12 protein-coding genes and 1 other RNA gene are annotated in these 15,795 nt (G+C 56.2%); 8 read left to right on the top strand and 5 right to left on the bottom strand.

What is annotated here, in order from left to right; translation table 11 throughout:
• Positions 1-246 precede the first annotated feature (246 nt).
• The 3 genes from IE151_RS12540 to IE151_RS12530 all read right to left on the bottom strand — a co-directional run bounded on the left by IE151_RS12540 (position 247) and on the right by IE151_RS12530 (position 2,107).
• Entirely contained in the window at positions 247-741 is a 495-nt protein-coding gene (locus tag IE151_RS12540) for a dihydrofolate reductase (protein ID WP_189490679.1), read from the bottom strand.
• Between the two features lie 2 nt (positions 742-743).
• Positions 744-1,655 (bottom strand): thymidylate synthase, encoded by a 912-nt coding sequence (gene thyA, locus IE151_RS12535; RefSeq protein ID WP_189490677.1) that lies wholly within the window; start codon positions 1,653-1,655, stop codon positions 744-746.
• Positions 1,656-1,795: 140 nt separating this feature from the next.
• Positions 1,796-2,107, bottom strand: coding sequence for a DUF2853 family protein (locus tag IE151_RS12530; protein ID WP_189490675.1), 312 nt, complete (start codon positions 2,105-2,107; stop codon positions 1,796-1,798).
• Between the two features lie 117 nt (positions 2,108-2,224).
• Between IE151_RS12530 and ssrA the strand changes: the two genes are divergently transcribed.
• The 3 genes from ssrA to IE151_RS12515 all read left to right on the top strand — a co-directional run bounded on the left by ssrA (position 2,225) and on the right by IE151_RS12515 (position 3,558).
• Positions 2,225-2,587, top strand: a transfer-messenger RNA (tmRNA) gene (gene ssrA / locus IE151_RS12525).
• Positions 2,588-2,827: 240 nt separating this feature from the next.
• Entirely contained in the window at positions 2,828-3,343 is a 516-nt protein-coding gene (locus IE151_RS12520; RefSeq protein WP_189490673.1) for an SspB family protein, read from the top strand.
• A complete protein-coding gene (locus IE151_RS12515) occupies positions 3,340-3,558 on the top strand; it encodes a ribbon-helix-helix domain-containing protein (protein WP_189490671.1) in 219 nt (72 codons plus the stop codon). Before IE151_RS12520 ends, IE151_RS12515 begins: the two co-directional genes overlap by 4 nt.
• Before the next feature lie 2 nt (positions 3,559-3,560).
• On the opposite strand, the gene IE151_RS12510 is transcribed toward IE151_RS12515, so the two are convergent.
• Positions 3,561-7,112 (bottom strand): AsmA family protein, encoded by a 3,552-nt coding sequence (locus IE151_RS12510; protein WP_189490669.1) that lies wholly within the window; start codon positions 7,110-7,112, stop codon positions 3,561-3,563.
• Between the two features lie 350 nt (positions 7,113-7,462).
• Between IE151_RS12510 and IE151_RS12505 the strand changes: the two genes are divergently transcribed.
• Together IE151_RS12505 and IE151_RS12500 are read left to right on the top strand one after the other, a co-directional pair.
• Positions 7,463-9,538, top strand: coding sequence for a hypothetical protein (locus IE151_RS12505; RefSeq protein ID WP_189490667.1), 2,076 nt, complete (start codon positions 7,463-7,465; stop codon positions 9,536-9,538).
• A gap of 81 nt (positions 9,539-9,619) precedes the next feature.
• On the top strand, positions 9,620-10,711 hold the full coding sequence (locus tag IE151_RS12500; protein ID WP_210310891.1) for a hypothetical protein: 1,092 nt from the start codon (positions 9,620-9,622) through the stop codon (positions 10,709-10,711).
• A 36-nt stretch (positions 10,712-10,747) separates the two neighbouring features.
• Here the strand turns inward: IE151_RS12500 and IE151_RS12495 are convergent, their stop codons facing one another.
• Complete coding sequence (locus IE151_RS12495; protein WP_189490663.1) at positions 10,748-12,163, bottom strand: FAD-binding oxidoreductase; 1,416 nt, start codon at positions 12,161-12,163, stop codon at positions 10,748-10,750.
• 96 nt (positions 12,164-12,259) lie between these two features.
• On the opposite strand from IE151_RS12495, the gene IE151_RS12490 reads away from it, so the two are divergent.
• The 3 genes from IE151_RS12490 (at position 12,260) to IE151_RS12480 (ending at position 15,776) form a co-directional block, all read left to right on the top strand.
• The gene (locus IE151_RS12490) at positions 12,260-12,757 is read left to right on the top strand and encodes a thioesterase family protein (protein ID WP_189490661.1); all 498 of its coding nucleotides are present in this window, start codon (positions 12,260-12,262) and stop codon (positions 12,755-12,757) included.
• A gap of 165 nt (positions 12,758-12,922) precedes the next feature.
• Positions 12,923-13,147 carry a hypothetical protein gene (locus tag IE151_RS12485; protein ID WP_189490658.1) on the top strand — a complete coding sequence of 75 codons (225 nt, stop codon included), beginning with the start codon at positions 12,923-12,925 and terminating at the stop codon, positions 13,145-13,147.
• A 133-nt stretch (positions 13,148-13,280) separates the two neighbouring features.
• Positions 13,281-15,776 carry an ATP-dependent helicase gene (locus IE151_RS12480; RefSeq protein WP_189490656.1) on the top strand — a complete coding sequence of 832 codons (2,496 nt, stop codon included), beginning with the start codon at positions 13,281-13,283 and terminating at the stop codon, positions 15,774-15,776.
• Positions 15,777-15,795: the final 19 nt, after the last annotated feature.

The raw sequence follows: 15,795 nt of genomic DNA, 5'->3' as shown, positions 1-15,795 counted from the left end.
AGATAAATGCAATAGAGCTCTCAGATCTCTCCATCGCGCGCCTTATCGGCCATGAACAGGCAAAAAACCATGCCCGCGCGCGAAGATTCGCGTAAAATAACAGCGCTTATCCGCAAACAAAATGGTGATCCCGGCACCCGGCCAGACACAACGCAGCACCATCATATTCCGCGGTAGTAGCATAAAGACCATCCCCTTTCCCTTCAAAGGAGACGATTTGCCAAAGGCGAATGCGATCTCGTCTAGCTATTTCCGTGCATATACGGTGAACCGCATCGGATAGTCGTCTTTCTCGTCAGGATCCACGCGGTGTTCCTCGATCACTTTCCAGACCGTCGGATCAATCGCTTTCAAGAAAGTATCTCCGTCTGCGATCTCAGCCTCCAGATGTGTCACATGCAGTCGGTCCGCAATGTCCATGGCTTCCGCATAAAGTGCGGCTCCGCCAATTACGCAGGCCTGTTGCGCACCAGTCGCACGCGCCTTGTCCAGCGCCGCCTCCAGCGATGTCGCGTGCTCCACGCCCTCGGCCGCGAAATCCGGCTTGCGCGAAACCACTATATTCAGGCGACCAGGCAAAGCTCTGCCTATGCTTTCATAGGTCCGGCGTCCCATGATCACGGGTTTGCCGAACGTTTCTGCCTTGAAGCGCTTGAGATCGGACGATTGATGCCAGGGCATCGTCCCATTCTTGCCTATGACGCCGTTCCTCGCCGCCGCAACGTGGATGGTAATGATCATGCCTACACCGCTACCGGAGCTGTAATCGGCGGATGCGGATCGTAACCCGTCACCTCGAAATCGTCGATCGTATAGCCATCAATGCTGTCGGGCTTGCGCTTCAGGTGCAGCTTGGGGAACGGACGCGGCGCACGCGCCAGTTGTTCGCGCGCCAGATCCTCGTGGTTGAGATAAAGATGCACGTCGCCGCCAACCCAGACCAGTTCGCCCAGATCCATGTCAACCTGCTGCGCTACCATGGCAAGCAATGCCGCCTGTTGGCATATGTTGAATGGATTGCCGAGGCCCATGTCGTTGGAGCGGACATAACATAGCATTGAAAGCTTCGGTTTTTCCGTTCGCCCTAGCCCGCCAACATGAAACTGATAGACGAGATGGCAAGGATGCAAAGCCATGCCGCTTAGCTCCGGCACGTTCCAGGCGTGGAAAAGCATGCGCCGGCTTGACGGGTTGTTATTCAACGTCTCGATGACGCCGGCAATCTGATCATGTTCCCGTCCATCGGCATCGAGCCAACGACGCCATTGCTTGCCGTAGACAGGCCCCAGATCACCCCATGCCTTAGCAAAAGCATCGTCCTCGACGATTCGCTTCTCGAATTCCTTTTGCGAGATCTCGTCGCCAGTCATCCGCCGGTACTTATCAAGCGGCCAGTCGGTCCAGATCGTCACATTGTTCTTAAGCAGCGACTGGATATTCGTCTCGCCGGTCAGGAACCAGAGCATTTCCTTGACGGCGGTCTTCCAGTAGACGCGCTTGGTCGTATAAACAGGGAATGTATTGTCGGAGAGGTCAAAGCGCATCATCGCTCCGAAGATTGACAACGTGCCAACACCGGTGCGGTCGATGCGCCGGTCCCCGCGCTCCAGAAGCGTTTCGAGAAGATCGAGATATTGATATTCGGGATGCCGCACGGCGCTCTTCCTGCAGAATCGAGTTGCGGCAGCCTGCAACGCCGCCTCTACGGTTTCTTAACAGCAATGCGACGAACAGCGCCAGCGATAGGAGGCTGGCGCTCTTTTTGTTCCACAGGCTACGGCAAAGGCCGCGAGGCTTAAAGCGTTTCCAGCTTCCCGAGCTTCTTCGCCACGAGATAATAGAATGTGACGCGTTCCTTCGTGCGATCGGCTTTCATTGCCTCACAGACGGCCGCGATTGCTCCCTCGATCTTATCGCCATCGGTCTCGCCGAGCTTTTTTTCCGCCCAGTTGGCGCGAACACGGGCCAGTTCCTTCGGATCGGAGGCCGAAACGAGCGAGGAATCGCGGTTACGCAGCGCGATGCCAAGATGCTTGATGATCTTGCCGACAACGGTTTCGTCTGCACTTGCGTCGTACTTGCGCACATCTGCCAGATAGTCTGTCATGGATCACTCCGCTTGCGATAATTTGCGTGCTGATCACAGTAGAATCCCCCGCAATCATGTCCGGAGCTTCTTGTTGATCTTCCTCCCTGTCAAGAACCCTCGACTGGAAATATCCGCCCCCTTTTCAAACGCCGCCATGTCACCTATATGACCTTTGCCGGCTCGTTCCGGCTATGGCGATAAATGGTCATTGTAATAAGCCTATCGGACCCGGGGGCAGTACCCGGCGCCTCCACCAGGAACCGACGTTTCACCAATGTCGGCTGCTGCTGGGGGCGAGTCAGGATCGACGAGGGTGTAAAGAGTGTGCTTTCGCTCGGTATGGTAGCCGCCGTTATCGGACCAAAACTGTAGTTGCAAACGACAACTATGCGGAAGCACGTCTCGCTGCTTAATGCAGTGCGATAGCTTCAAATCAAGCCCTACGGGTTCGCACCTTTAGGCGGGGTTCGGAGGTACCTGGCAACAGAAACCTCCACTTCTCCCTCTGTTTCTCTGGCTTTTCATCCATCCTTATGCAATTTGCGGGATGACGAAACGCTGCGTGCGCGATATGGCATATTGCCGTATTTTGGTTATACGTACTGCATTAACCTGAAAATCCGCGCCGGTTTTCGGAAAGTACGGCGCAGCGGACTTTAAACTGGCGGTGCGCTCTTCCTGCATCTTATAAAATGCACGGCGCGCCACGTGAATGGAAATTTCGGAGACTGCCCAAGAATGGCCGACGATCAGATCAGATACGACATCCTTGTTCAGGACGCGCTTCGCAGCGTCATGCGCAAAGTTCTGTCGGAAGTGAGCAAGACCGGCCTTCCGGGCGACCACCACTTCTTCATCACCTTCCTGACCGGTGCGCCAGGCGTGCGCATTTCCAGCCGTCTGAAGGAGCGTTATCCCGAGCAGATGACCATCGTCGTCCAGTACCAGTACTGGGACCTGAAGGTCACAGAAACAGGCTTTGAGATCGGCCTGTCCTTCTCCGATATTCCCGAGAAGCTGGAAGTTCCGTTCGCGGCCGTGCGCGGTTTCTACGATCCCTCGGTGAACTTCGAACTCGAATTCGATATTCAGCCGGTCGTGCAGGACATCGCACAGGACCTGGAGGACGAGGAACCTGAAGCAGCCCCCGTGGTAGAGGAGAATATCTTCGAGACGGTCGCCAAGAAGAGCGAAAAGACGGAAGACGGCAAAAGCGCCGACGTCGTTTCGCTGGATGCCTTCCGCAAAAAGTGACGGCGCTCCGCAAATATTCCGTATCCCTGCGCGGTCACCGGACCAGCTTTACGTTGGAGCCGGAATTTCACGCCGAGCTTAAAGCCATTGCCGAAGAGCGAAAGCTGGCATTGGCAGCGCTGATCTTCGAGATTGACACTGAGCGTGAGGAAAAAGTCAATCTTTCCTCCGCTTTGCGCCTGTTTGTTCTCAGATCGCTTAAAAAAAGCGCCTGATTTCACTCCACAGGCTGCAAATCATTCAGTAGACGTTCGATGGAGGAACCATCAATCACAGGCTGCTGTGCGGCAGGTGCAGGCGCTTCTTCCCGCTGACGGCGCAAATCGCGATAAAAGCTGGCTTCACGCCGCAACCGCTGCTTTTCCAGCAACAGCGCTTGCATTTCAGCGACGCGTGCTTCTTCCCGCTCTACTGCCCGCAAGGTCAAAAATTGCGCTACATCGCTCGTATCGAGCTTTGCCTGGGGCGAAGGGATCGCTCCCTGCAGAGAGAGACGGAGCGGCGGATTGCTCGCGCCCTCGGGCAACTCGACATTCTCGTACAGCATCCTGACATCGCTTTTCAAACGACGCTCGCGCAGGTCGATTTCGCCACTGCCCGAGATACTTGCGACGTCCCCCTCCAACGCAAGAGAAGGTGCGCGCACCAGTCCTTCGGAAATAGTGAAGCCAAGCTGCCCTCGCGTGAAGGATACACCCGCCCCACGCAGAATGAGCGGCACTGCAAAGTCAGCATCGCCAAATTGCGTCTGGTCCATATCGTCTGCGGCACGGATGGCGTCAGCCAAGCCGTTCGGACTTAAGCCCGCTATGCTGAATCTGGTCATGTTCACCGTGCCCGAACCGCTCAGCGAGGCGACAATGTCCTCGACGCTTCGCCCACGACCGTTCATTGCCACAGAGACAGTCCCCGCCCCGCCGGCACCTTCCCATGGCAAAAGCGGCGTCAGATCGATATTGTCGAGCGACAATTGCGTCTGAAGCCCCCCAACCCCGTCGACATTCGACAGGGTTGCCGCGCCGCTCACCGTACCCTCCTCACCCGCTTTCGCCTGAAATTCGGTCAGCGCTACCTGCTCTACACTGACATCGGCCTTGAATGCCGCACTATTCAGTCCCAGCGGTCCAGCCGTCATTTGCTGGGCCTGAACATCGATGCGCATATCCCACGGTGAGGTCGTGGCAGCTGCTATGATTCCGCTGGTTTCTTCCTTTGCCAGGAAGGGGGAAACCGCCTCGTCGCCCCAGGCAAGGGCACCCAGCCAGCCGAGATCGAGCGTCTCGATCTTTACGTTACCGGTCATTAGCGGGCGCGAAGGCGAAAGATCGAACGCAACCGAACCTGAAAAATCATTGTCCGCGATCGTGCCGTCGACATCGAAGAAGGAGAGCGTGTCGAAGGCGGCCTGTGTGCCGCCCGTCAGGTCGAGCGGCAAGGTCAGGCTCGCTCCCGGCACGGCAATCCCGGCCGTCACCAGATAGGGTGAGAGGTCCGCGCTCTTCAATTCGCTCCGCCCGCGTGCCTCGAAAGCCTCATCCCTGCGCGTAATGGCGCCGGCAAAGCGATAACTGAGATCGTCGAACACGACATCGAGAGCCGCATCCATTCCCTTCTGCAACTGGCCCGTCGCATTGACGGTCATTTCGCCTTCACCGATCAGATCAAGCGGCAGAACGGGAAGTCCCGCAAGCGCCAGCACCCGTTCGCCCTTTTCGTTGCGTGCCGACAGATTGAGCGAAAGCGAAGCTGCCGAAAGGTTTGCAAGATTGCCGCTTGCCGATCCGGTCAGCGTCATATCACTGCCACCCAGATTGGCGCGCCCGCTCAACGCCACCGAACTACCGTTGGAATTGGCCGCATCGGTCACGAGATTGCCCACAAGGTCGAGCCGCGCATCGGCAAAAAGCCCGGGAAAGCCGGCACTGCGCTTCTGCAATTGCTGGAGATAGCTTGCTTGCGGGAAAGTTCTGGCCAGCGTTTCAATAGCGGGCGCGAGATCAGCCGCGGTCACGGTCGCATCGATTTCGCCTTCCGGCTTCACCATCCATTCTTCGAACTTGCCGGTTGCAGCCAGAGCCGCTCCCTGAAAGTCGGCAAGTTGAAGACGATCGATCTCCAGCGTATTGCCATGCATCCGCGCAGCCACGTCCGCACCAGCGGCCGTGAGGCCAAATCCTGTTACCTGATCGGTCCGCAATTTAACATCCGCATTGCCCCAGCGCGTCGCACCGCTGTTTGCCGTCAGAAGAGTCGTGAGTGCCATGGCCTGTTCGAGATCAATTGCCTGACTCTCCAGATCAAGCGTCAACGTCTGTGTCTCCTGCCCCGGAGCCAAAACCGCAATATTGCCCCGGAGGACAGAACTGCCCGCCACGATTTCGGTATTGGAGAAATGCAGCGCATCACCTGCCAGCGAAACATCTGCTTCGAAGCCTGTTGCACGCAGCCTTCGCGCTTGGGGTTTGGTCTCCCCCGTCGCCCATTCGACGAAACCCGCCGGTTGCTGGATCGCCAGCACCATATGTCCGGCAAAACGTGCGCTGCCTTCTCCGGCCTCAAGATCGCCGGAAGCCTCCAGCCGGGCCCGCCCCGGAAGGTCGGCTTGCAATGTTTCTATCCGCCAGTCCGCCCCTTGGGGTCTTGCGCTGAAACGCACGTCGCGCACGGTTGTGTCCCCTGCCACCACGGCCGGGAGGCTAATGTCGATCCTCCCGGGAATAGTGGGGACCGGCAGCACACCAAGCGCAGAAATCAGTTCGCGCAGACGCTGGCGCACGACACCCGTCTCCGTTTCTTCGCCTTCATTGGCAGCCTGCGCCAGCTGAAACTGGGCGGCGTCGCTGCGAATTTCAAACGATGGTGCTCCATCCAGGGTGAGCCGCGCCGTTCCGGTTGCCGTATAAGGCGCGTCAAGTGTGCCTGTCTCGAAACGAAAATCTTCGGTTGCGAGTGCATTGGCATTGAGCATGAATGGCCCGCTGAAACGGTACGGCGACGGTCCCGCGCGCTGGCCTTCCCGACGGGTGACCGCCCCGCCATTGATGCGAAAGTTCCCTGTGTAGCGCGGGCGCCCTTCGCTTGCGGCAACCGTGCCATCGACACTCAGGCTCCAGGGCAAACCGTTCGGATGCAGATCGAGTTGCAGTCGCATTGTGCCATCTGGCGTCAACGTGCCCGTCGATGCGCCGATCGTCATGGCTTGCCCACCGAGGACGGCTCGACCGTCAATTCGCCACGGTCCACTCAGCGTCCGCGCCGAAACCTGCGCATTGATATCCGTAACCATATGAGCGGTTCTGCTCGGCGCATGGGCAATGATTGCCGTGCCGTCGCTGATCGTCAGCTTCTCGACTGAAATGAGGCTGGGGGCGACGGGGGTTTCGGGGCGCAGCATCCAGTCGATACTGCCATCGGACGCTACGTCCATGCGAAAGCGCGGACGCTCGAGCCGCATATCGAAAATATGCAGCGAACCATTGATCAAGGGGGCCAGTTCAGCATCCATCGAAAATGCATCCGCTGTCATCGCGGGCTCGGCAGGATCATCACCGGAGATAGTCACGTTCTTGAAACTAACCGAAGGAAAAGGCAGAAGTCGCGCCTGCGTTTCCCCCTCGACACGAACCTCGCGTCCCACGATGAGCGAGGCCTCTCGTTCGAATTCAGCCCGATAGGCGTTCCAATCCACGAAGTAGGGAACAACCAGCGCCGCGGCCAGTAGCAGAACCACCAGGCTTCCAAGCGTGACGAAAATGCGGATCAAGGTCATGTCATACGTCTTCGGGCTAGCGCCGAACGACGGGCTGCCGTCCGATCACCGTCTATATCGCGCCGCAATATGCTTCAGATGCGGCGAGCTATGCAACGGCACCTGGCGACAATACAGCAATTCCTTTCAATTTAAGGGATGCGACCCTTGCTGAAAACAGAGCCGCTTCTCTAATTGGTTGCTTCTAATATTGCCGGCTTCGCGCAGCAAAAATATTAAAGAAATGTCTAATTTTTAAGACGCGAATTTTTCCCTTTAAAATCCAACAAGATATTTGAGCGATGACAAAAAAAATACTGGAAATCTCAGAGCTGAAAAGCCTTGGCAGGCCTGTCTACGGCACTGAGGATATGCGCACGATAAAACTCGTAGGCAGGGCAGAAGATTACGCCATTTCCTACAAAAGTCTCGACGGCCTCCCCCTTAACCAGAGCTATAAGATCGAAATTTTAGCGAAAGCGGAGAAACAGGCTTTTGAGGCAGCGCACGTGAAAAACGCGCATCGCGCGCAAGTGCTTGAAGACCATGCCTCCAGAAAAAGATTGCACGAGGCCGAAGATTATCGAGCGTTTGTCGAAGCAAAAATTGCAGATACAGAGAATGAAATCCGGAGGACAGAGCTAGATCTTGTCCGCAAGGAAAGGCAACTCAGTAAATATTGGGCTATCGATCGCTTCTTTCGGTTCAACAAGAAGGCCGAAAAGGCAGCCCTGGAAAACAAGCTTGAATCGTTGAAAGCTGCCAGGGCGGATATGGAAGCACAGCTCCCGGACGCGATCGACAACGAGATCAAACTTCGCGAGGAGCCAAATGGTTCCCTGCTAAAAACTCCTTACTTCTCGCTGGAAGGCGCGCAGGAATATCAAGCCTTTCTCAGGATGCGCGAGCAGTCCCGTGGAGCGGAACTGAAAGCAACCCTGGAAAAACTCGGCCTTGCGCAGGAAATAGCTCTCCCTCCAAAGCCAGAAGGTCTGGTTCTTGTTGATATTGAGAATATCATCGTCTCCGGTCCAGGAGAGAATGAGCTACATCTGATCAACGTAAACGAGCTGCAAGCCGACTATCCGCAGGACAACAACGCTTTACTTGCCGCTTACGCCCGGCCGCTGTCTCCAGAAGACAAGCATGCGCTCTTCCGAGAGGCAGAGCTTGTCAACGCTGACCGCCCGCATTCGGTAGCCTATGGCAACCAGTATAATTTCGTTCAGGCCTCGCCCGACAAAACGGGAAAATATCATGATGGAAGTAACCAGGCCGATTTTCTGAAAGTCGAGATCGGTCAGCTCGTTTATGCCTTTGCCGGAGACGATCGCATCAAGGCCGAGAACTCTTTCCGTGATTCAACACCTACAACGGGCGGACCCGTAAAGACTTTCATTGAAGGCGGCGAAGGCTTTGATACCGTTACTTTCGATCTCCGCGATCTGCAGATCAGACGGTTAGGCAATTATGTAGAGATCAAGACGCTCAATATTTCCGAAGCTTCTAGCCATGATGGCAGGATGTCGGGTGAACGGTTCAATGACAAGGAAGATCGCGAGATAATCTGGACACTGAAGAACGTCGAGGAAATCGAACTTGTTACCAAGCCCCGTTATCAGAGCCCGTCCGCATTCATCGATGTTGCCAAGGTAAAGAATACCGAATGGCAAACATTGAGAAATCTAGAACTTCCCGATTGGATCGATGACAGCAACCTCGTCATCATCCAAACTCGTAACAAGGATCGCGATACAACTCTCTACGAAACGAATTTCCTCAGCCATCAGGAAAAGCGGGGCTTAACCGATTGGGGTTCTGCACATATGAGTCGCCGCGACTTCGCAGACCTGACTACGGCGCAATATCTTAAAAGCGTCGCAAGCGAGAAGCCCGGCATCGGGGACCATAGCCACTGGTCTCTCGCTCGTTACGATGACTCAAACCAGGTTTTTTCCGGCACCCCCGTAAACGATAACCTGCTTATCCGGCTTGGGTTTAGACTGAACGCCCAGGATGGTAATGATCATATCTGGTACAATGAGTCCTCGCGTGATGCCAGCAAAGGAAAATTGCTCGAAACGCATGTTGATGGCGGTTCGGGAAGTGATACCTTCCATTTCTGGTATGACGATACCGACAGCGTTTTTCTTACACGCGGTGAAAAGCCGAATGAAACTGTTCTTACGGTAAAACATCACTGTTATCGCCATAAGAATGCCGACAAGGAAAACGAGTGGTTTATCGGCGATGATAAGGGCACATGTCCGATAAAGGATCATGCATCCACGCATGTTTACCAATTGAAAAACGTGGAAACGCTCGCAATTCATGGTCGAGAAGACGCACCATCCCTCATCTTCCTGTCTCCAGATCACCAGTCTTACGAATATGATGAGGACAGCACCCCTATAAGCCTGAAGCACTTTATATCTGAAGCTGCCTAATATGCGCATGGTTTGCCTACCTGAATTCAGTTAGGCAAGCCTCTCACGCTTTAACGTTTGAATTTTTTATTTGGACATTACATGACGCGACCCTTACCGATACCTGTCTGGAAACCCAGCAAGTCGTTCAATCCGCTCGACACCGTGTGGGGGCGAGGCAATGCTCAGGAAGTCATAGTGGAGGCAGACCCGGCAGATCTCGAAGCGGTCTCTTACCATAGCCGAATCCTTTATGTGCATCAGAAGCAAAGCACCGGATTTCAAGCTGGCGCAGGCCACGACACGATCCTGCAACTCGTCGACGTGAAGACATTGATATTCAAGTTTCCGCAGCCGGACGGCAGTCCTCAATACCGGAAACTGGACGTCCCGTCTTTCATCAAGGATGTGCTGAAAATACCGTTCGGCGGCGATAGAGAGCCCGCTTCCATGACCGAGCATCTAAATCAAATGCCTTCTTGGGAAATCGCGACGATCGCCTCCCGTAAGAATCGGAGCGAACTCGATCCCACAAAAACAACCGCGCACAAATTCCATCCCATCGGTAATGACTGGCACCTCTCTTCCGCCCACGCGATTGAGAATCGTATCGTTCCGAGCCAGGATCGCGAAAACATGCAACTGATGCGGCATGGAGAAAAACCTTCGGGCGCTGCCCGCGAAGGTACCCGTCACGACGACAGGATTAGTGCGGAACTGGGTTCAACCCTTCATGCGCGCGACGGAGATGACCTAATCAAGCTGCACAGCTTCAAGCGGCATTGGGAATGGACCACGATCACTACGAAAATCCACGGCGGCGATGGTATGGATACGGTCGAACTGGAGGAAATTTCCGGATTACTGGAAGTGGAGCGATCATCCTCTGGCAAATGCGTGCGGATAAAGGAGCGATTTTATCTTAACAACGACACCAGCAAGCCGACAGAGGCACTTTACAAATATTATCTTCGGGATGTGGAACTCCTGAAGATTTCCGATTTGAATAAAAATTCTCAAACCTATAATCTTTCCAACATAAAGGCTGCCGAGAAGAAATTCTTCAGCAATGGAGTTTGGTACATCCCGGACGAGACCACAGGAGAAGCAACAGAGACCCTCTCGATGCTCCCGGACGACGATCCCTCCATTTGCGCACAGCCAACATTTCAGGACGTGCCTTTGGCGCACTGATGGCATGCCGGAGCGGACTTGCCCGCTCCGGCCATCTCAGAGCGAGAATATCTTGCCTGGGTTTAGAATATTGTCCGGATCGAGCGCCTTCTTGATCATGCGCATATAATCAACGGCCTCGCCAAGCTCGAGGTCGAGATATGCCATCTTGCCTTGCCCGACGCCATGTTCGCCCGTGCAGGTGCCATCCATCTCGATTGCCCGTTTGTTGAGGCGAGAGACGAAGGCTTCGGCCTTGATCACATCGTCCGGATCCTTCATGTCCATGACGACGAGCACATGGAAATTGCCGTCGCCCACATGTCCGACGATTGGGGCAACCAGGCCGTTTTCGGCAATGTCGGCTTCGGTGGCCTTGATGCATTCGGCCAGCCGTGAGATCGGCACGCACACATCGGTTGAAAGCGCACCAAATTGCTCACCTGTGCGAAGCGCACAGGCAGCCCAATAGGCATTGTGCCGTGCCTTCCAAAGTGCGTTCCGTTTTTCCGCTTCTTTCGCCCACGCGAAGGGGCCTCCGGAATATTCGGCAGCAATCTCGCCAAACAGTTCCGCCTGTTCCTGCACACCCGTCTCGGACCCGTGAAACTCGACGAAAAGACACGGCTGCTCGGGGAAATCCAGTTTGGAATAGGCATTGACCGCCTGTACCTGCAACGTATTTAGAAGTTCGATGCGAGCGACGGGAATCCCCATCTGGATAGTCGCCATCACCGTGTTGCAGGCCGCCTCCACATCCGGGAAGGAACAGACGCCGCCGGAAATCGCCTGCGGCTGGCCGTAGAGCTTGAGCGTCAGCTTCGTGATAATGCCGAGCGTCCCCTCCGAGCCGACCAGCAGGCGGGTCAGATCATAACCGGCAGATGATTTGCGCGCCCGCTGCGCTGATCTGATCAGCCGTCCATCGGCCATCACCGCCTCGAGCGCGATCACATTGTCGCGCATCGTGCCATAGCGTACGGCATTCGTGCCCGATGCCCGCGTGGAGGCCATGCCGCCCAGACTCGCATTGGCGCCCGGATCGATGGGGAAAAAAAGTCCCGTATCGCGCAAATAATCATTGAGCTGCTCACGCGTCACGCCCGGTTCAATCACGCAATCCAGATCCTCGGCATTGACCGAAATGATCCTGTTCATGCGCGAAAAGTCCAGGCTGACGCCCCCTGCCGCCGCATTCAACTGGCCTTCCAGAGAGGAGCCCGTTCCGAAGGCGATGACAGGAACCTTCTCTGCCGCACAAAGCTGCACGGCCTTCTGCACATCCCCCGACGTTTCGACAAAAAGCACGCCGTCAGGAACCTGATTCGGAATGTAGGTCGCGGTATGGCCGTGCTGCTCGCGGATCGCCTGCCCTGTCTGAAAACGTTCGCCGAATATCTCCTTCAGCGCGCCGCAAACCTTTGCAATTCCCGCTTCGTTACGCTCAAGCGTCTTGACGTCGATCAAGGCCATTCTGCGTCCTTCCCTTTCTTCTTCTGCGAGCAGCTATAAAAGCTTGAACTTGCTTTGCCAATGAAAGAGCTTACGCAAAGATCATGGAGGAAAATAATGCATATCGCCGCCGCGTCGAGCCCATTCATATCGTCACGCATGCAGATTCGCCCGGAATGGATCGACTTCAACGGCCACATGAACATGGCCTTTTACGCGATGCTTTTCGACCATGGCCTCGAGCAGTTCTACGGCCGTGTCGGCCTCGGCGCCGCTTATGCCGAACGCACGCGCCACACAACGTACACCGCCGAAATCCACATATGCTATATTCGCGAATTGCATGACGGCGCGCCAGTCACCGTCTCTTTGCAGATGCTGGACTGGGATGAAAAGCGTATCCACTTTTTCCAGGAAATCCGCCATGCTGACGAAGGATGGCTCGCGGCAACGGGCGAATCCGTTACGCTGCATATCGATCAGAGCGGCCCCAAGGTCGTGCCTTACCCGTCCGATGTGGCCCTGCGCATCGAAGAACTTGCCCGCCCGCATCTCGCTTTGCCTCGCCCGGAGCAGGCAGGACGGATCATGGGGCTTCGGAAGGCTATCCGATAAAGCGCATTTGATTCAGAAACACGAGGCGAACGTAAAGGCGCATTTACTCTGTAACCGTTTGCCCGTGAACAGACGCAATCAACATGGGAATATTCAGTTGAACTGCAAAGCCGACTGCGCTCCACTATACTTAAGAATAATTGGCGTTGGGTGTGGGAGGCAGTCGTGTCCGCAAGGATTTCGAGAGAACTCGATATTGTTTCGCGCAATCTGGCATTTGACCCCGAAATTTCGGATGCCGACCTTCACCGCGTCATGGGCGAGGTGGAGCGGCAGATGATGCAGATTCAGGCCGCCAGTGCCCCTATCCCGTTCGAATTGGTCCGCTGGCGCGCCATCCTCGCCCGCACCGCGCTTCAGCGCCATCGAAGCCTGCAAAGGCCCAGATAGCCTCAGCTGTGATTCGTGCCGCTATGGGGTTGGCCTTTGCGCATAGAAGCGGTACAAACAGGAAACGTTTCGACCGATCGCTTGCGCCGGATTCGGCTGCCGTTGGTCCGAGAGATACCGAGACAAAGGGCGCATGGCCGGCTTTTCCGACGACATACCATTCTTCGACGATGATGATGCAACGCCTGTTCCGGCCAAGTCGCAAGGGGGCGGCGGGCTTGCCGCACGCGCCATGGCAGCGCGCAAGCCCTCCGGCAATATGCCGGATTATCTTGCCGGTCTGAACCCGGAACAACGTCTTGCAGTGGAGACAACGGAAGGCCCCGTCCTGGTTCTGGCAGGTGCAGGCACCGGCAAGACACGGGTGCTGACAACGCGTATTGCCCATATCCTTTCCACCAACCGCGCTTATCCCAGTCAGATCCTTGCCGTCACCTTCACCAACAAGGCGGCACGCGAAATGAAGACGCGTATCGGTCATTTCGTCGGCGAGGCGATCGAGGGCATGCCATGGCTTGGCACCTTCCACTCGATCGGCGTCAAGATGCTGCGCCGTCATGCCGAACTCGCCGGTTTGAAGAGCGGCTTCACCATTCTCGACACGGATGACGTCATCCGCCTCCTCAAGCAGATCATTCAGGCGGAGGGGCTGGACGACAAACGGTGGCCTGCTCGTCAATTCGCCAATATGATCGACAGCTGGAAGAACAAGGCCCAGGGTCCGAAAGATATTTCGGAAGGCGATGCCCGCGCCTTCGGCAATGGCAAGGGGCGCGAACTCTACTATGCCTATCAGGCGCGTCTACAGACGCTGAACGCGTGCGATTTTGGCGACCTCCTGCTGCATCCCATCCGCATTTTCCGCGAGAATCCGGATGTGCTGCGCGAATATCATCAAAAATTTCGCTATATTCTCGTGGACGAGTATCAGGACACGAACGTCGCGCAATATATGTGGCTGCGCCTGCTTGCCCAGCGCCCCGGCGGCGAACGCCCGAACGTGTGCTGTGTCGGAGACGATGACCAGTCGATTTATGGCTGGCGCGGTGCAGAAGTGGACAACATCCTGCGTTTCGAGAAGGATTTTTCCAACGCAACAGTTATCAAACTGGAGCGCAACTATCGGTCGACCGCGCATATTCTGGGCGCTGCCGCCCACCTCATCGCGCATAATGAGGGCCGCTTGGGCAAGACGCTCTTTACCGATCATCCAAACCCGGACGACGGCCTCGTACAGGTGCATGCTGCCTGGGATTCGGAGGAGGAAGCCCGCGCCATAGGTGAGGAAATCGAGCAATATCAGCGCAAGGGCCATAATCTCAACGACATGGCGATCCTCGTGCGTGCCTCCTTCCAGATGCGCGAGTTCGAAGATCGCTTCGTGACGCTTGGCCTGAACTACCGTGTCATCGGCGGCCCGCGCTTCTACGAGCGTCAGGAGATCCGCGACGCCATGGCCTATTTCCGCGTCGTTGCACAAGGGGCTGACGACCTGGCCTTCGAGCGCATTATCAACGTACCGAAGCGTGGCCTTGGCGAGGCGACCATCCGTCAGGTGCATGACGCGGCGCGCGCCCGGAACACCCCCATGCTCCAGGCGGCAGCCGAACTGGCGGAAAGCGACGAACTGAAACCAAAGGCGCGCGCTAGCCTGCGCCAGGTCTCTGCCAATTTCCACCGTTGGCAGGAACTGCTCGAAAACACGCCGCATACCGAGCTTGCGGAAATGATTCTGGATGAGTCCGGCTACACGGATATGTGGAAGAACGACAAGTCGGCTGAAGCGCCCGGCCGCCTCGACAATTTGAAAGAACTCATCCGGTCGATGGAGGAATATGAAAGCCTGCGCTCCTTCCTTGAGCATGTCGCGCTCGTCATGGATGCCGAACAGCAGGAAGACCTCGATGCCGTCTCGATCATGACGCTGCATTCGGCCAAAGGCCTGGAGTTTGAAACCGTCTTTCTGCCGGGCTGGGAGGAAGGTCTCTTTCCGCACCAGCGCGCGCTCGATGAAGGAGGACGCTCTGGCCTGGAGGAAGAGCGGCGTCTGGCCTATGTCGGGCTCACTCGGGCCAAGAAGAACCTGCACCTCTGGTTCGTTTCCAACCGCCGCATCCATGGTCTATGGCAATCGACGATTCCCTCCCGGTTCATCGACGAATTACCCGAAGCGCATGTCGAGGTCGCAGAAGGTGGCGGCAATTCCTATGGCGGCTATGGTGTCGGCGATCGGCGCAATCCATACGGTTCCTCGCGCTTCGACAAGGTCGAATCCTTCTCCAACACCTACGCAACGCCTGGCTGGCAGCGCGCGCAGAAGAACAAAACCGAAGCCACGTCGCGCAACTGGGGTAACCGGTCCGGTCACGCCGTCGAGCGTATCGGCTATGGCGAGGTCGATTCCGGCTTCGGCGCGGGCCGCGGTTCGGTCAAGCCACGCACCATCGAGGGAGAACTGGTTGCAAAATCCGTAGCCAGCGCCCCTTCCCCGTTTTCTGTGGGTGACCGCGTCTTCCATATCAAGTTCGGCAATGGCAACATATCGAATATTGAAGGCAACAAGCTTACGGTCGACTTCGACAAGGCGGGCCAGAAACGTGTGCTGGACAGTTTTGTGCAGCCAGCGTGAATCTTGTCCAACGGCGTGC

It is taken from the genome of Limoniibacter endophyticus (genome assembly GCF_014652835.1).
Taxonomy (GTDB): domain Bacteria; phylum Pseudomonadota; class Alphaproteobacteria; order Rhizobiales; family Rhizobiaceae; genus Limoniibacter; species Limoniibacter endophyticus.
Note: the sequence above shows the minus strand (reverse complement) of the source record. Positions and strands in the feature narration are given on the sequence as shown.